Annotated in this window: 16 protein-coding genes; 11 read left to right on the top strand and 5 right to left on the bottom strand. The window is 62.0% G+C overall.

Going from position 1 to position 14,548, the window contains the following annotated elements; genetic code table 11:
- Positions 1 to 117 precede the first annotated feature (117 nt).
- Positions 118 to 342 (bottom strand): hypothetical protein, encoded by a 225-nt coding sequence (locus SKZ59_RS26230; protein ID WP_319993461.1) that lies wholly within the window; start codon positions 340 to 342, stop codon positions 118 to 120.
- On the opposite strand from SKZ59_RS26230, the gene SKZ59_RS26225 reads away from it, so the two are divergent.
- Positions 254 to 988 (top strand): ZIP family metal transporter, encoded by a 735-nt coding sequence (locus SKZ59_RS26225; RefSeq protein WP_034749510.1) that lies wholly within the window; start codon positions 254 to 256, stop codon positions 986 to 988. The two genes, SKZ59_RS26230 and SKZ59_RS26225, sit on opposite strands and share 89 nt — an antisense overlap.
- Positions 989 to 1,245: 257 nt before the next feature.
- On the top strand, positions 1,246 to 2,982 hold the full coding sequence (locus tag SKZ59_RS26220) for an ABC-F family ATP-binding cassette domain-containing protein (RefSeq protein ID WP_319993400.1): 1,737 nt from the start codon (positions 1,246 to 1,248) through the stop codon (positions 2,980 to 2,982).
- A 45-nt stretch (positions 2,983 to 3,027) separates the two neighbouring features.
- On the opposite strand, the gene SKZ59_RS26215 is transcribed toward SKZ59_RS26220, so the two are convergent.
- From SKZ59_RS26215 to SKZ59_RS26205, 3 genes are read right to left on the bottom strand one after another with little or no spacing between them, the layout of a single operon-like run.
- Positions 3,028 to 3,882 carry a sulfurtransferase gene (locus SKZ59_RS26215; RefSeq protein ID WP_319993399.1) on the bottom strand — a complete coding sequence of 285 codons (855 nt, stop codon included), beginning with the start codon at positions 3,880 to 3,882 and terminating at the stop codon, positions 3,028 to 3,030.
- A gap of 13 nt (positions 3,883 to 3,895) precedes the next feature.
- Complete coding sequence (locus tag SKZ59_RS26210) at positions 3,896 to 4,819, bottom strand: DMT family transporter (protein ID WP_219329992.1); 924 nt, start codon at positions 4,817 to 4,819, stop codon at positions 3,896 to 3,898.
- A gap of 54 nt (positions 4,820 to 4,873) precedes the next feature.
- Entirely contained in the window at positions 4,874 to 5,974 is a 1,101-nt protein-coding gene (locus tag SKZ59_RS26205) for an aromatic ring-hydroxylating oxygenase subunit alpha (RefSeq protein ID WP_092612841.1), read from the bottom strand.
- 405 nt (positions 5,975 to 6,379) lie between these two features.
- On the opposite strand from SKZ59_RS26205, the gene SKZ59_RS26200 reads away from it, so the two are divergent.
- Genes SKZ59_RS26200 through dxs form a run of 3 tightly spaced genes read left to right on the top strand, consistent with a single transcriptional unit; the run spans position 6,380 to position 9,408 of the window.
- Positions 6,380 to 6,631 (top strand): exodeoxyribonuclease VII small subunit, encoded by a 252-nt coding sequence (locus tag SKZ59_RS26200; RefSeq protein WP_046683420.1) that lies wholly within the window; start codon positions 6,380 to 6,382, stop codon positions 6,629 to 6,631.
- A 41-nt stretch (positions 6,632 to 6,672) separates the two neighbouring features.
- Positions 6,673 to 7,539: a polyprenyl synthetase family protein gene (locus tag SKZ59_RS26195; RefSeq protein WP_257620575.1), complete on the top strand. Its 867-nt coding sequence runs from the start codon at positions 6,673 to 6,675 to the stop codon at positions 7,537 to 7,539.
- Positions 7,540 to 9,408 carry a 1-deoxy-D-xylulose-5-phosphate synthase gene (dxs, locus tag SKZ59_RS26190; protein ID WP_219329991.1) on the top strand — a complete coding sequence of 623 codons (1,869 nt, stop codon included), beginning with the start codon at positions 7,540 to 7,542 and terminating at the stop codon, positions 9,406 to 9,408.
- A 48-nt stretch (positions 9,409 to 9,456) separates the two neighbouring features.
- Here dxs and SKZ59_RS26185 read toward each other — a convergent pair whose 3' ends face one another.
- Complete coding sequence (locus tag SKZ59_RS26185) at positions 9,457 to 10,425, bottom strand: IS1595-like element ISJli1 family transposase (protein WP_319993398.1); 969 nt, start codon at positions 10,423 to 10,425, stop codon at positions 9,457 to 9,459.
- 243 nt (positions 10,426 to 10,668) lie between these two features.
- Here SKZ59_RS26185 and SKZ59_RS26180 point away from each other — a divergent pair, with 243 nt between their 5' ends.
- The 6 genes from SKZ59_RS26180 to SKZ59_RS26155 all read left to right on the top strand — a co-directional run bounded on the left by SKZ59_RS26180 (position 10,669) and on the right by SKZ59_RS26155 (position 14,464).
- Positions 10,669 to 12,735, top strand: coding sequence for an FUSC family protein (locus SKZ59_RS26180; RefSeq protein ID WP_319993397.1), 2,067 nt, complete (start codon positions 10,669 to 10,671; stop codon positions 12,733 to 12,735).
- Positions 12,736 to 13,027: 292 nt separating this feature from the next.
- Positions 13,028 to 13,213 carry a hypothetical protein gene (locus SKZ59_RS26175; protein ID WP_034749106.1) on the top strand — a complete coding sequence of 62 codons (186 nt, stop codon included), beginning with the start codon at positions 13,028 to 13,030 and terminating at the stop codon, positions 13,211 to 13,213.
- Positions 13,214 to 13,298: 85 nt separating this feature from the next.
- Positions 13,299 to 13,676 carry a glutaredoxin family protein gene (locus tag SKZ59_RS26170; RefSeq protein WP_319993396.1) on the top strand — a complete coding sequence of 126 codons (378 nt, stop codon included), beginning with the start codon at positions 13,299 to 13,301 and terminating at the stop codon, positions 13,674 to 13,676.
- 31 nt (positions 13,677 to 13,707) lie between these two features.
- Positions 13,708 to 13,887 (top strand): hypothetical protein, encoded by a 180-nt coding sequence (locus SKZ59_RS26165; protein WP_319993395.1) that lies wholly within the window; start codon positions 13,708 to 13,710, stop codon positions 13,885 to 13,887.
- A gap of 86 nt (positions 13,888 to 13,973) precedes the next feature.
- On the top strand, positions 13,974 to 14,174 hold the full coding sequence (locus SKZ59_RS26160; protein ID WP_034749098.1) for a hypothetical protein: 201 nt from the start codon (positions 13,974 to 13,976) through the stop codon (positions 14,172 to 14,174).
- A gap of 101 nt (positions 14,175 to 14,275) precedes the next feature.
- Positions 14,276 to 14,464: a hypothetical protein gene (locus tag SKZ59_RS26155; RefSeq protein WP_034749095.1), complete on the top strand. Its 189-nt coding sequence runs from the start codon at positions 14,276 to 14,278 to the stop codon at positions 14,462 to 14,464.
- Positions 14,465 to 14,548: the final 84 nt, after the last annotated feature.

The raw sequence follows: 14,548 nt of genomic DNA, 5'->3' as shown, positions 1-14,548 counted from the left end.
ACCGCATTTCCCAGAAGTTGGCGCGAAAGGCGCACCGGGCTGTAAAATGCCCGCTGCGCGCCAATGCAGTACAATTGCATCTTCATCGCGCGACGCTGCCGCCAAACGCGCAAAAAATTAAACAATAGATAACAACGCATTCATCAGGCCAGACGCCAGCATCGCGGGCGCCAGTGACCCGGCGCCATTTTGAGGTAAGAAAATCATCGATCCCGTCCTTATATCCATTTTGCTCGCGACCACGATCGCGGGCGTGTTGAGCATTACCGCGGCGGCGATCTTTTCGTTTGCATTCCTGTCCAAAGTGGTCGAGCGTATGGTCAGCTTGTCCGTCGGCATCATGTTGTCGACATCCTTGCTGCACGCCTTGCCCGAAGCGTTCGAATCGCAGGCGGATCCACGCACCCTGTTCGCTACCCTGCTGGCGGGCTTGCTGGCCTTCTTCATGCTGGAAAAATTCGCCATCCTGCGCCATTCGCACCACCACGAAGGCGATGGACACCACCATGCGCACGGGCACGACAAGCACGAGGCGGGCAAGGCCGGCTGGATGATACTCGTTGGCGACGGCATGCACAATTTTACGGACGGCATCCTGATCGCGGCCGCCTTCCTGGCCGACCCGAAGCTGGGCCTGGTGACGGGCCTGGCCATCATCGCGCATGAAATCCCGCAGGAAATCGGCGATTTCATCGTGCTGCTCAACGCCGGCTTCTCGCGCCTGCGCGCCTATATCTTCAACCTGCTGTGCAGCCTGATGGCGGTGGCGGGCGGCCTGCTCGGCTATTTCACCCTGGACCGCGCCAGCAATCTGATTCCTTACGTGCTCGTGTTCGCCTCGTCCGGCTTCATCTATATCGCCTTGTCCGACCTGATGCCGCAGATGCAGCGCCGCGCCACCTTGCGCGAAACCATTCCGCAAGTGCTCCTGATCGCGCTGGGCGTGTGCATCGTGCTGTTCCTGACGCACAAGCGCCACGGCGGTTGATGTACTGACTGTGTGGGTGTAGTATTGCCTTTCTGACTAACTTGCACAGAAAGGAGGAAAATATGGAAATTTTTATGCTCGCCCTATGGGATGCGCGTTCTTTAAGCACATTTGCCAGCTCTTGCCCACGTTCTATCGCGCTGCGATAACCTGGCCAGAGCAAAGTTACCCTCCTCCACGAGTCCTTTCCTGGTACTCCGTTGTCGTTAGCGCTCCTGTTAACGCGGATGCTTGCATCCCGAACAAAGACAAGAGCCATGACTACCCTTATCTCGACACAAGCTTTACAGCTGGATACCCACGACGGTTTCCTGTTCAACGAACTCGCCTTTACCTTGCGCCAGGGCGACCGTATCGGCCTGATCGGCCACAATGGCTGCGGCAAATCCACCTTGCTGGGCTTGCTCAGCGGCACGCGGGAAGCGACGTCCGGCACCATCCATGTCGCCCGTGCCTGCCGCTTGCAGCACGTGGAGCAGCATTTGCCAGCCGAACTTGCCAGCCTGAGCCTGTACGACGCCTTGCTGGCGCCCGTGCTGGACCAGCCGGAACTGCATTGGCGGGTCGACAGCCTGCTGGCCGAGCTGGGTTTCGACCAGGAAACCGCGCAAGTGCCCGTGCATTCTTTATCCGGCGGCCAGCACACGCGATTGCTGCTGGGGCGCGCCCTGCTGCAGGAACCGAACGTGCTGCTGCTCGACGAACCGAGCAATCACCTGGACTTGCCGTCCTTGCTGTGGCTCGAGCAATTCCTGCTGGCCTGGCGCGGCGCCTTCATTCTCGTCTCGCACGACCAGCGCCTGCTCGACAACGTGGCCACGCGCAGCTGGATCTTGCGCGATAGCCGCCTGTACGATTTCGACTTGCCGTGCGGCCCCGCGCTGGCGGCGCTGGCCGAAGCGGACATGGCCGCTGCCGCCCGGCATGCGGCCGAACAGAAGGAAATCGACCGCCTGGCCGTCAGCAGCACCCGCCTGGCCCTGTGGGGCAAGGTCTACGATAACGTCGGCATGGCGCGCAAGGCCAAAAACATGCAGCGGCGCATCGACAAACTGCAGGATGAACAGTCGTTCGTCAGCGAGGGCGCGCCCTGGCGTTTGAGTCTGCGCGGCAAGGCGCTGGCGGCCGACCAGCTGCTGGCGCTCGATGGCCTGGACGTGCGCGCCGTGCCCGCCTCGCCGCTGTTGTTCCACGTCGGCCAGCTGTGGCTGAAACCGGGCGACCGCATCGCCTTGCTGGGCGCCAACGGCAGCGGCAAGTCGTCCTTGCTACGCCTGTGCTGGCAAGCGATACAGGCGCAGGAGGAACGCAGTGACCTGCGCTACCACCACGCCGCCAACATCGGTTACTACGACCAGTCGCTCAAGCAACTGGCGGACGATGCGGATTTGTCCGACGCCCTGTACCCGTTTGCCGTGCAAAACGAGGCTGCGCGCAGCCAGGTGGCGCGCAAGCAGGCCTTGATTTCGGCCGGCTTTCCCTATGCGCGTCATGGCCAGACGGTGGCCACCCTGAGCGGCGGCGAACGGGCGCGGCTGCTGTTCCTGGGCCTGTCCCTGGCCAGCTACCATTTGCTGCTGCTGGACGAGCCCAGCAACCACCTGGACATGCAGGGCAAGGCGGAACTGGGGCAAGCGCTGCGCGGCTTTGCGGGCGGCTGTTTATTGGTATCGCACGACCGCGACCTGATCGAGACGGCGTGCAACCGTTTTTGGGTGGTGGCCGATGGCCAGCTGGCAGAGTGGCCGGACGCGGCCAGCGCGTATGCACGGCTCAGTGTAGAAGATGGGCAGGCGTTGACGCCCGTGCCGCGCGTGGAGCATGCATCTGCCGTACTGGCGGATGTCGACGTGCAGCTGGAACGCTTGTGCGAACTGGAGCAATTGCTGGCGGAGGACCTGGCCCGCAAGCCGCGTCACCAGAAGCCGGCCAGCCAGCAGGCGTGGCTGGCGGAGCTGGAACGGCTGAATCAGGCGCTGGGGATAACGTCGTAGTTATCCACTGATAAAAGGTGGCGGACCAGTTGGTCCGCCATTTTTTTATTCAGTGCCCGTCGCCACAGGCCGCGCCGGATCGGCGCACCATTCGCTCCACGAGCCCGGATACAGGGCCGCACCCGGCAAGCCGGCCACTTCCATGGCCAGCAGGTTGTGGCAAGCCGTCACGCCGGAGCCGCATTGCAGGACGGCCGCTTGCGGTGAGTCTATCAATGCGCTGAAGTCGCGTTGCAGTTCGTCCGCGCTCTTGAAACGGCCGTCGGCTTGCAAGTTATCTTTGAAGAAACGGTTTTTCGCGCCGGGGATGTGGCCGCCCACGGGGTCGATGGTTTCGTTTTCGCCGCGATAGCGGTCGGGCGCGCGCGCGTCGATGACGGTCAGTGCCTGTGTTTCCAGGTTGGCGATGACGTCCTGCACGCTGACCGTGCGCGTCAGGCTGGTTTTTTCCGTGATGTTGCCCACAGGGCGGGGCGCTACCGGCGTGACCAGGGGCAAGCCTTGCGCCTGCCAGGCGGCCAGGCCGCCGTCGAGCACGGCGACGGCCGGATGGCCGAGCCAGCGCAGCAGCCACCATAAACGGGCGGCGAACATGCCGCCCTGGCCGTCATAGGCGACCACTTGCGTGTCGTCATTGATGCCCCAGCCGCGCAAGGTGGCCAGCAGGACGTTGCGGTCGGGCAAAGGATGCCGTCCCGTAAAGTCCGCGCCGCGCGCCGTCTTGGGGCCGGACAGGGCCGTATCGATATCGGCGAACTGCGCGTTCTGGATGTGGCCGGCGGCAAACGCGTCGCTGCCAGCATTGGGGTTAAGCAAGTCGTGGCGGCAATCGAGGATCACCCAGTTGCTGTCGTTCAGGTGGCTGGCCAGTTCGCTGGCCTGGATCAAGGTGGTGTACATCGGAAACGCTCCTTTACACTTCGCTGGCAATCGGATCCGTGCGCGCGATCGCCGCGCCACGGGCCGTGTTGCGGGTATTGTAATAGGTTGCCGCGATGCCGGAAGCGAGAATGATGCCGATGCCGGTCCAGCCGTGCCAGTCGAACAGGTCGCCGAAGATCACCACGCCCCAGAAGCTGGAAAAGACGATGCCCGTGTATTGCAGATTGGCCACCACGAGGGTCTTGCCCAGGCGATAGGCGCGCGTCATGGCCATCTGCGCCATGGTGGCGCACAGGCCGATGGCGGCCAGCAAGCCGATGCCGTAGGCGCTCGTGTGCGCATGCCAGACGACGGGGCCGCCGCCGGCAGTGGCCACGTGGCCGATCACGCCGGCGAGGAAATTGACGACCGAGAAATAAAATACGACCCGGTATTCGGGTTCGCCCAGCAAGCCCAGCTTGCGCACCTGCAAATAGGCCAGGGCAGACAGCATGCCGGAAATCAAGGCCGTAATGGCGCCGGCCAGCTGGTCCGTTTCGAACACAGGCTGCAGCAGCAGGGTCACGCCGACAAAGCTCATGGCGATGGCCGCCACGAGCGGCCACTCGACCTGTTTCATGCCTTTCCAGAAGCCGCCAGCCAGCAGGATCACGGCGATCCAGATGGGCGCCATGTAATTCAAGGTCATGGCCGTGGCCAGCGGCAGGATGGCGATCGCGTAAAACCACAGCCACAGGGCGATCACGCCCACCACACCGCGCCACAGATGCTGGCCCGGCATCGTGGTTTTAAAACTGCCGCCCTGGTACAAAATCGTGCAGCTCATGACGATCATGCCGATGATGCCGCGGTACATGACGATTTCGGACGTCGAATACATATCCGACGCCAGCTTGACGCACACGCCCATGATGGCGAACATGAAACTGGCAAATAGCATCCAAAGCGATTGCATGAGAAATCCTGACGATGAAAAAGAAAAGGCCGCGCAATGCGGCCCTGGAGGGAATTATAGTTCGATATTATTGCGGTACCACTCGTGGAAATGCTGCATGCCATCTTCCATGGGCGACTGGTAAGGGCCCACTTCGCTGACACCGCGCGCCATCAGGGCCTTGCGGCCCGCATCCATGCGCTGGGCGATTTCATCGTCCTCGACGCAGGTTTCCATGTAGGCAGCCCGTTCCGCTTCGACGAAGTCGCGCTCGAAGAGCACGATTTCTTCCGGATAATAGAACTCCACCACGTTGCGCGTCTTTTGCGGACCATCGGGCCACAGGGTCGAGACGACCAGCACGTGCGGATACCATTCGACCATGATGTTCGGATACAGGGTCAGCCAGATGGCGCCATACGGCGGCGCTTCACCGCCACGGAATTGCAACACCTGCTCCTGCCATTTCTTGTAGGCGGGCGAACCGGCCTGCTGCAAGCCGCGGTGCACGCCCACCGTTTGCACGCTGTAATCCTTGCCGAATTCCCAGCGCAGGTCGTCGCAGCTGACGAAGCTGCCCAGGCCCGGGTGGAACGGTTCGACGTGATAATCCTCGAGGTAGACTTCGATGAACGTCTTCCAGTTGTAGTCGCACTCGTGGATTTCCACGTGGTCGAACATGTAGCCGGAAAAATCGAGATCTTTCGAGACGGACAAATCTTTCAATTTTTCCATCACGTTGTAGCCATTCTGTTCGAACAGCAAGCCATTCCAGCTTTGCAGCGGCGTTTTCGACAGGTTCAGGCACGGCGTCTCGGGGAAATGCGGCGCGCCGATCAGTTCACCCTTGAGGTCGTAGGTCCAGCGGTGCAGCGGGCAGACGATATGGTTCGCGTTGCCGCGGCCGTTGAACATCAGCGCCTGCCGGTGGCGGCATACGTTGGACAGCACTTCGATGCCGTTGGCGTTGCGCACGAGCATGCGCCCTTCGTTCTCAGACGCCAGGGTCGCAAAATCGCCGGTTTCCGGCACCATCAGCTCGTGCCCGACATAGCGCGGGCCGGCTTGGAACAATTGCTGCATTTCACGCTGCAACAGCGTTTCGTCAAAATAGACGTGGACCGGAAGTTGCGCGTTTGAGCGCGCCAGCTTGGCGTGAGTAGCCAGATCGGACATCCCAACCCCCCATAAATGTACAACGGTCAGCAGTGCCCCAGGCCATTCCCTGGGCAACCGCTACAGAGAGAAAGAATCCGCAAAGACCTGAATTCAAATTTGTTGAAACGGTATTTCGGACAGAACCGGCGATTATAGCGCGTATCGGCCTCGGCATTGCCAAAACCCCCCGGTAAATAGTCTATTAATGAGAAACATTGTCATTTGGCGCGCAATTTCCGGTAGATGGGGACGATTGCGCTAAAATCCACTGACAAGCTGGCAACGCTATTGACTTTGAGCGCGCCGATTGCGCTTTAGTTTTCACTTAATAGTGTGGTTTGTTCTAAAATAACGCTTCTATGCTGGCCGGGAATCCCCGGCGTCTCCCTACAAGCCCCTCGTGCCACGAAGAGATCTGAGTTTATGTCGAAGAAATTAACTGCCGCTGCCGCAGCGCCGGCCTCGTTTGAAGAGGCGATGGCGGAACTGGCGCAGCTGGTAACGCAAATGGAAGCGGGCCAGTTGCCGCTGGAAGCATCGGTCGCGGCGTATCAGCGCGGCTCGGAACTGGTCAAGTATTGCGCTACCCAGCTCGACAGCGTTGAAGCGCAGGTGAAAGTATTGGAAGGCGACATGTTGAAACCGTTCGTGGATGCCGGCGAGGCCGCCCAATGATGGCCAGCGTGCAACAAGACGGCGTGACCTTCGGCGACTGGATGCAATCGACCCAGTCCGGCGTGGAAGGCCGGCTCGACCAGTTCCTGCCGGCGGCAGACGTCGTGCCGCACAAGCTGCACGCGGCCATGCGCTATGCGCTGTTGGGCGGCGGCAAACGCGTGCGCCCGCTGCTGGTGATGGCGGCGGGTGAATTGTTTGATGCCGATCAAGATACCCTCGCGCGCGCAGCTTGCGCGCTGGAAATGATTCACGTGTATTCGCTCGTGCATGACGACATGCCGTGCATGGATGACGATGCCTTGCGCCGTGGAAAGCCCACCGTGCACATCGCCTACGATGAAGCGACAGCCCTGCTGGTCGGCGACGCGCTGCAATCGCAGGCCTTCATGCTGCTGGCCGACGGCGCGGCCATTCCTCCGGCGCGGCAGATGGCCATGCTCAAGCTGCTGGCGCACGCCTCGGGTTCGGCAGGCATGTGCGGCGGCCAGGCGATCGACCTCGACAGCGTCGGCCTGGCCTTGACCTTGCCGCAGCTGGAACAGATGCATCAGTTGAAAACAGGCGCCTTGCTGCGCGCGGCCGTGATCCTCGGCGCGCTGGCCGGCAAGGATTTGACGCCAGACGAGATGACGGCGCTGAACGCGTATGCGCGCGCCGTCGGGCTGGCGTTCCAGGTGGTCGACGATGTGCTCGACGCCACGGCCGACTCGGCCACCCTGGGCAAGACGGCAGGCAAGGATGCGGCTGCCAACAAGCCGACTTACGTATCGATACTGGGGCTGGAACCATCGAGAGCCCTGGCAGAACAATTGCGGTGCGACGCCCATGCGGCGCTGGCGCCATTCGGGGACAAGGCACGCCGTCTGCGCGAGCTGGCGGACCTGGTCGTGCAGCGGAAGGCATAAATGAAACTGTTAGAAACCATCAATGAACCAGCGCAAGTGCGCAAGCTGGCCCGCTCGCAACTGGTGCCGCTGGCCCAGGAACTGCGCAGCTTCCTGCTCGACTCCGTCTCCAAGACGGGCGGCCACCTGTCGTCCAACCTGGGTACGGTCGAGCTGACCGTCGCGCTGCATTACGTGTTCAACACGCCGCACGACCGCATCGTCTGGGACGTGGGCCACCAGACTTATTCGCACAAGATACTGACGGGCCGCCGCGAGCGCATGCATACCTTGCGCCAGAAAGACGGTATTTCCGGCTTCCCGAAGCGCGACGAAAGCGAATACGATACCTTCGGCACGGCGCACTCGTCGACGTCGATCTCGGCCGCGCTGGGCATGGCGCAGGCTGCCAAGATCAAGGGCGACCCGCTGCACGCGATCGCCGTGATCGGCGACGGTTCGATGACGGCCGGCATGGCCTTCGAGGCGATGAACAATGCGGGCGTGCAGGAAGACGTCAACCTGCTGGTGATTTTGAACGACAACGATATGTCGATCTCGCCGCCCGTGGGCGCGCTGAACCGTCACCTGGCGCGCTTGATGTCGGGCCAGTTCTATGCGGCGGCGAAAAATGTCGGCAAGTCGGTGTTGCCCGGCCCCGTGCTGGAACTGGCGAAGCGCTTTGAGGAGCACGCCAAGGGCATGGTCGTGCCTGCCACCATGTTCGAGGAATTCGGTTTCAATTACATCGGCCCCATCGATGGCCACGACCTCGATTCGCTGATCCCGACCTTGCAAAACATCAAGCAATTGAAGGGCCCGCAATTCCTGCACGTGGTCACCAAGAAGGGCCAGGGCTACAAGCTGGCCGAGGCGGAACCGATTTTGTACCACGGCACGCCGAAGTTCAATCCGGCGGAAGGCATCAAGCCGGCCACGGCGCCGGGCAAGATGACGTACACGGAAGTGTTCGGCAACTGGCTGTGCGACATGGCCGCGCACGACAAGCGCCTGGTGGGCATCACGCCGGCCATGCGCGAAGGCTCGGGCATGGTGAAATTTGAACAGCAATTCCCGAACCGCTATTTCGACGTCGGCATCGCCGAACAGCATTCCGTGACCTTCGGCGCCGGCCTGGCCTGCGAAGGCTTGAAACCCGTCGTGGCCATCTATTCGACTTTCCTGCAGCGCGCCTACGATCAATTGATCCATGACGTGGCCCTGCAAAACCTGGACGTGACGTTCGCGCTGGACCGCGCCGGCCTCGTGGGCGCCGATGGCGCCACGCACGCGGGCAACTACGACATGGCGTTCCTGCGCTGCATCCCGAACATGGTCGTCATGGCCGCGTCCGACGAAAACGAATGCCGCCAAATGCTGACGACGGGCTACCACTATCCGGGCCCGGCCGCCATCCGCTATCCGCGCGGCGCCGGTGCCGGCGTGGCCATCGTGCCGGAACTGACCAGCATTGAAATCGGCAAGGGCGAGCTCAAGCGCCACGGCAAGCGCATCGCCATCCTGGCCTTCGGTTCCATGGTGGCGCCGAGTGTCGCGGCAGGCGACAAGCTCGACGCGACGGTGGCCAACATGCGCTTCGTCAAGCCGCTCGACGTGGCGCTGGTGAAACAGCTGGCCGCGGAACACGATTACCTGGTGACGGTGGAAGAGGGCTGCATCATGGGCGGCGCCGGTTCTGCCGTGGCCGAAGCGCTGGCGGCAGAGGGGATCGTCAAGCCGATCCTGATGCTGGGCTTGCCCGACACCTTCATCGACCATGGCGACCCCGTGCAACTGCTGAAAAGCGTGGGCCTGGACGCCACCGGCATTGCCGCGTCGATCGAGCAGCGTTTTGGCGGCACGCAGCCGCGCCTGGCTGTCGTCAGCTAAATTTATCTGTCGACAGGAAAAGCGGCACTGCGGTGCCGCTTTTTTTGGCTATGTCACCGTCAGATGTGGGAAGGCGCCCAGCGTTGCTCTCAATAACGTTTCCGGTGAACGGATGCGCCCGGCGTCGAGTATCCAGCGCCACCCCAGATAATTTGGCAGGTAGCGCGTCGCCACGCCGTGAAAGGGACCCAGCCATTGCCGCAAACGGCTGTGATAAGCATTGACGTTCTGCACGTGGGCGGCGCCCTGTACGCGGATGCCTGCGCGCAAGTTGACGGCCTGGTGGCTGATGCCCGCTTCCCGAGCAAAAGCCCGGTAGGCGGCATGGACATCGGTGACCAGCAAGACATCCTTGTCGATCATGGGTAGCAAACAATGGTGTAACTGCGCCTTGGTCAGCGCCCCTTTGCCCGTGACGAAATCGAGGGTCTGGCCCGTGCGGTCTCGCGCCACCAGGATGCACACCTGTTCATTGGATATGCCGCGTTTGTGAGCATGGCCGCCACGGCGGCGTGGCGGACGCGTCATGTTTCTGGATCCCTTTTCCGATTCCAGCAGATATAACTCGTCGGCTTCGGCGATGCCATGCAGGCCATGCGGCCGATCCGTCTTTGCCAGCGATAAAAACCGGTGACGCCAGCGAAACGTGGTGTTGCGGTGCACACCCAATTGGCTGGCAGCCTGGCGCACCGAAGATGAGTCGAGCAGGCAATCGGCATACTCGAGCCACAGCGCCTTGTGGCGCAAGCGGGCCAGCGGCGTGCCCGTCAAGGCATTGAAGGTACGCCCGCAGGGAACGCAGCGGTAGCGCTGCAAGCCGTGCGCATGGCCGTGCCGGTGCAGGTGTGCCGAGTGACAGGCGGGACAGGCCAATCGCGGCTGGGCCACACTTTCCAGCAGCGCGACGGTCGCGTCGTGTGGCGCGTTGCCACGCAGCAGGGCCATTCCTGCCTGGCGCTGGCGTCGGTTCAACTGCGCAAACTGCGCGATAAAGCTGATCCATTCGGCTGCCTGCATGATCTGCTCCCTGCGTGGTGAGTATGCAGAGTCAGACAGCACAAGCAAGGGAAGATTCCGGCATTTCCCCTGCTTGCCGATGACAGAGCCCTTTTTTTCGTCCGCAGGGATTTTACGCTGCACTGCAACATTTTTCGCCGGGGAATGCTACGATGACGCTTTGATACCCTTTCAAAGTCCAACTTGCATTTCAGGAAACTTCACCGCCGTTCGCGCGCACTGGCCGGCCGCTGGCTGACGGGCATGCATGCCTATACCGACAAGCTGGCGCAGCGCCGTCCCCTGTGGATGGTCAGCCTGGCCATCGACGAAACGAATCTGTCCGAGGGCCTGCGGGCCGCCTGCGCCTCGAGCGCCATGCTGCTGCTGGGCCTGCTGTTCGACCACCCCGATTTTTCCTGGGCCGCCATCGGCGCCTTCTGGACCTGCCTGGCGGACGCGGCCGGCACGCGGCGCATGCGCTTCGTCTCGATGGTGGGCTTCGGCTTGCTGTCGACGGTCGCTGGCGGCTTGACGGCGCTGGCGGCCGGCCATGGCGTGGTGGCGGCGGCCATCGCCGTGCTGCTGTTTTCCTGGGCCGGCGCGCTGGCGCGCATCTGGGGTGCGGCCACGGCGCAAGTGGCCATCCTGGCGGCCACGGCCTGCGTGGTGATGGTCACGCATCCGTTGGAATCGATGACGCAGACAGCGCCTTTCCTGGGCTTGTACATGTTCGGCTGCCTGTTTGCCACCGTGCTCAGTTTTACCGTCTGGCGCATCCACCCGTTCAGCCCGGCCAGGCGCGCCATCCGTGCCGCGTACTCGCGCCTGGCCGGCATCGCGCGCGACAATGCGCGCTTCCTGGAACAGGGCCCGGCGCTGCCGGACGCCACCGCGCATGGCGCCAGCTACCGCTCGCAGGCGCGTGCAGCGCTGGAAGCGGCGCGCGTGGCGCTGGCCGCCGTGCCGCCCGCGCGCGCGGGACGCAGCGCCCTGTACGACAACCTGCTGCTGGCGCTCAGCGACGCCGAGCGCATCTTCGCCTATCTGATCGCCGTCACGCATACGTGCGAGCGCGAGCAGCAGCGCCTGCGCCAGGATCCGCGCGCGCGGCGCAGCCTGGAAGTGATGGCCGTGCTGCTGCGCCGCCTGGGACAGGCCGTACAGCGCCAGCCGGAAACGCCGCCCCTGGCATTGCAGCGCCGCCTGGCGGGCTGCGGACGGCGCCTGGAAGCGGCGCTGGGCGCCTTGCTGCCGCTGCGACTGAACGTGGACTTCATGGAACTGGGCTTGCCGCGCGCGACGCAGCTGCCGTGGCGCGAGGCGGCTTTCCTGGCGCTGGGGCAGGCATGGCAAACGGCGAAGGTCAACGCCACGCCGCAATCGTTGAGCTGGCGCCATGCGGCGCGCGTGTCGCTGGCGACGACGGCCGGCTTCCTCTTGGTCGAAGCCTTGCAGATTCCGTTCGGCTACTGGGCCACGATGGCGACCTTATTGATCTTGCAGCCATCCGTATCGACGACCTGGCCGCGCGGCATCGAGCGGGTCGCTGGCAGCGTGCTGGGCGCCGTGCTGGCCGTGCTGATCGGCCTGGTCATTTACACGCCGCTGGGCATCTCGCTGGTGGTGTTTCCCCTGATTGTCGCCACCATGGCCTTGCGCCGTGTCAGCTACAGCCTGCACGTGCTGTTCATGACGCCCGCCTTCGTGCTGGTGGCCGACTATGCGGCGCCGGCCAGCGAGATGGTGTATGCGATGAGCCGCCTGGGCAACAACGTGCTCGGTTGCGTGCTGGCTCTGCTGGCCACGTTTTTCCTGTGGCCGGACCGCGAGGCGGACGACCTCGACCAGCGCCTGGCGAAAGCCGTGTCGGCCAACCTGAAATACCTGCTGGCCGTGCTGGCGGCGGGCGGACGCTGGGATAGCGCGATTGCGCGCCTGCGCCGCGAGGCGGGGCTGGCCAGCAATAACGCGGAGCAAGTGCTGCAGCGCCTGCGCATCGAGCGCCGCCTGGACCGCAGCAGCGGCGTGGGCCTGGCGGCGCTGCGCACCTTGCCGCTGCTGCGCCGCGTGGCGGGCAGCACGGCGCGCATCAGTTTGAGTCCCCAGGCCGAGCCGGCGCCGCCCGAATTGCAACGGTGGATTGCCGCCGTCAGCGGGGAAATCGATGCGCTGCTGCGTGGTGCAGCCGATGCCAGTGCGCCGGGTCCGTGCGCGGCCGAAGGTTTGACAGTCCTGCAAGCCGATGCGGTGGCGCAGGTGCAGTTGTTGCGCGGCTTGCTGCGCGAGCATGTGCAGGCCGTCGATAGCGCGGTGGCATCCTCGCGTTGAAGCGTAGCCGCTCGGCCGGTTGCGCCCGCAACCGGCCTTTTCCTGCTTGCGGCGCCAATATTGTATAGACGTTTGGCGCTTGCTAATCTCTCCAAATTCCACATTTCATGGGCTTTCCCGATATATTTTTCAAACTGGAAATTTATCGAAAGGAAACGTTGACTCTAAAATAAGTGCGGTCTATATTCGATTTCGTAGCAAGCAAAAATGAAATTCATATGGATTTTTTTACGACTGGTCTGACGCGATTGCCAGGTTTGCCTGGCGCAATCGCTAACATGGAGAGTAGTAAATGAAAAAGATTGCAGCATTTATTTTTACCCTGGGACTGAGCGCTTCCTACGCCATCGCTTCCGATATCGGCTGCTCCAGCTGCGAGGAGGAGCTGCGGGAATGCACGATGATGAATGGTGACAGATCCCCATTTTGCATCGGCAGTTACAAAGCCTGCCTGAAAGTCTGCCAAATCGGCGCTTGATATCCGTTTTTGCATTGCGAGGCGGCCGGTCATCGCCTGCTGCGCTGGCCGCCCATCGATCCTCTACGCCTCTAAGAAACTTATGATGCAAAAGAAAATTAAAACCATCGCCATGTATGGCTTGATCCTGGCCGCCGGCCTGGGCAGCGGTTATGGCCTGTCCTTGTTGCCTGGCTTGCTCAAGTCGAATTACACCGAGGGCAATTACGCCGCGTATTTCCCGAATGCCCAGACGAAAGTGGTGCTGTACGGCACGGATTGGTGCGGCTATTGCGCCAAGACGCGCGCCTACTTCAAGGAAAACAAGATCGAATTCGTCGATCTCGATATCGAGAAATCCCCGGAAGCAAGAAAAGCCCATGAAGCACTCGGTGGCGGCGGTGTACCGGTGGTGTTGATCGGCAACCGCAAGATCCAGGGTTTCAATGCAGGCGCGCTGGAAGCGGCGCTGAAGAAAATCTGACGCTTCAACTTGTTAACTTGAAAGGCTGACCATGTTCAAAAAGATTGCCGCTTTCCTGTTTGCCGCCGGCACGGCCCTGTCCTTCAGTGTGCACGCGGGCAGCCCCGATTGCACCTTTGTCTGCGAACGCAACATGCTCGATTGCGTGGAGTTCGACCAGCCAGCTTGCATACAGCAGTACAAGGAATGCCTGAACCAGTGCCTGCGCTAGGAACGCGCTGACGCAGTGTGGATGGCGCGTAAGAGACGGCGCGCCATGGATGTCAGTGATCGTCTGTCAATTCAACAGGAGTGCTTATGTTCAAAAAACTGGGTTTCTTTTTGTTTGCCATGGGCGTCAGCGCCTCGTATGCGATTGCCGGCGGCGGCGAGCCGGAATGCTATTCGCAATGCGATGACAGGCTGGACCAGTGCATGACGGACCATCCGACCGCGCCTGGTGCCTGCACCAAGATTCATCAGATGTGCTACGACCGCTGCGATCCATACCTGCCGTAAATGTGCCGTCCATGATGGTTGCCGGCCTGCCCGTATCGTGGCCGGGCCGGCCGAATCACCTCATCCGTCCTGCAGTGCCTCATTTCCACCAAGGAGTACGTATGTTCAAAAAGCTCGGTTTCTTTTTGTTTGCCATGGGCGTCAGCGCCTCGTATGCGATGGCCAGTAGTACCGCCGACATTTCCGAATGCCAGTCCGAGTGTTATATGGCGCTCGATGCCTGTGTCATGGAGTTCAGTGTTCCTTCATGCGTCCGCGCCAATAAAGTGTGTCTTCAGGCCTGCGGCTAGGAAAATCCAATAACTATTCTGGCCGGTGCTGAAGAAAGGCGCTAGCCGATTCTATCCCTTGTCTTTGGGCGCAACATGAAACTG

Source organism: Janthinobacterium sp. GMG2, assembly GCF_033949445.1.
Classification (GTDB): domain Bacteria; phylum Pseudomonadota; class Gammaproteobacteria; order Burkholderiales; family Burkholderiaceae_D; genus Janthinobacterium; species Janthinobacterium aestuarii.
Note: the sequence above shows the minus strand (reverse complement) of the source record. Positions and strands in the feature narration are given on the sequence as shown.

Coding starts and splice junctions, on each gene's coding strand:
- SKZ59_RS26210 (WP_219329992.1), bottom strand. CDS start 4,819: ATGCAATCGCTTTGGATGCTATTTGCCAGTTTCATGTTCGCCATCATG.
- SKZ59_RS26165 (WP_319993395.1), top strand. CDS start 13,708: ATGTTCAAAAAGATTGCCGCTTTCCTGTTTGCCGCCGGCACGGCCCTG.
- SKZ59_RS26175 (WP_034749106.1), top strand. CDS start 13,028: ATGAAAAAGATTGCAGCATTTATTTTTACCCTGGGACTGAGCGCTTCC.
- SKZ59_RS26200 (WP_046683420.1), top strand. CDS start 6,380: ATGTCGAAGAAATTAACTGCCGCTGCCGCAGCGCCGGCCTCGTTTGAA.
- SKZ59_RS26170 (WP_319993396.1), top strand. CDS start 13,299: ATGCAAAAGAAAATTAAAACCATCGCCATGTATGGCTTGATCCTGGCC.
- SKZ59_RS26180 (WP_319993397.1), top strand. CDS start 10,669: ATGCATGCCTATACCGACAAGCTGGCGCAGCGCCGTCCCCTGTGGATG.
- SKZ59_RS26185 (WP_319993398.1), bottom strand. CDS start 10,425: ATGCAGGCAGCCGAATGGATCAGCTTTATCGCGCAGTTTGCGCAGTTG.
- SKZ59_RS26160 (WP_034749098.1), top strand. CDS start 13,974: ATGTTCAAAAAACTGGGTTTCTTTTTGTTTGCCATGGGCGTCAGCGCC.
- dxs (WP_219329991.1), top strand. CDS start 7,540: ATGAAACTGTTAGAAACCATCAATGAACCAGCGCAAGTGCGCAAGCTG.
- SKZ59_RS26155 (WP_034749095.1), top strand. CDS start 14,276: ATGTTCAAAAAGCTCGGTTTCTTTTTGTTTGCCATGGGCGTCAGCGCC.
- SKZ59_RS26220 (WP_319993400.1), top strand. CDS start 1,246: ATGACTACCCTTATCTCGACACAAGCTTTACAGCTGGATACCCACGAC.
- SKZ59_RS26195 (WP_257620575.1), top strand. CDS start 6,673: ATGCAATCGACCCAGTCCGGCGTGGAAGGCCGGCTCGACCAGTTCCTG.
- SKZ59_RS26230 (WP_319993461.1), bottom strand. CDS start 342: ATGATGCCGACGGACAAGCTGACCATACGCTCGACCACTTTGGACAGG.
- SKZ59_RS26215 (WP_319993399.1), bottom strand. CDS start 3,882: ATGTACACCACCTTGATCCAGGCCAGCGAACTGGCCAGCCACCTGAAC.
- SKZ59_RS26205 (WP_092612841.1), bottom strand. CDS start 5,974: ATGTCCGATCTGGCTACTCACGCCAAGCTGGCGCGCTCAAACGCGCAA.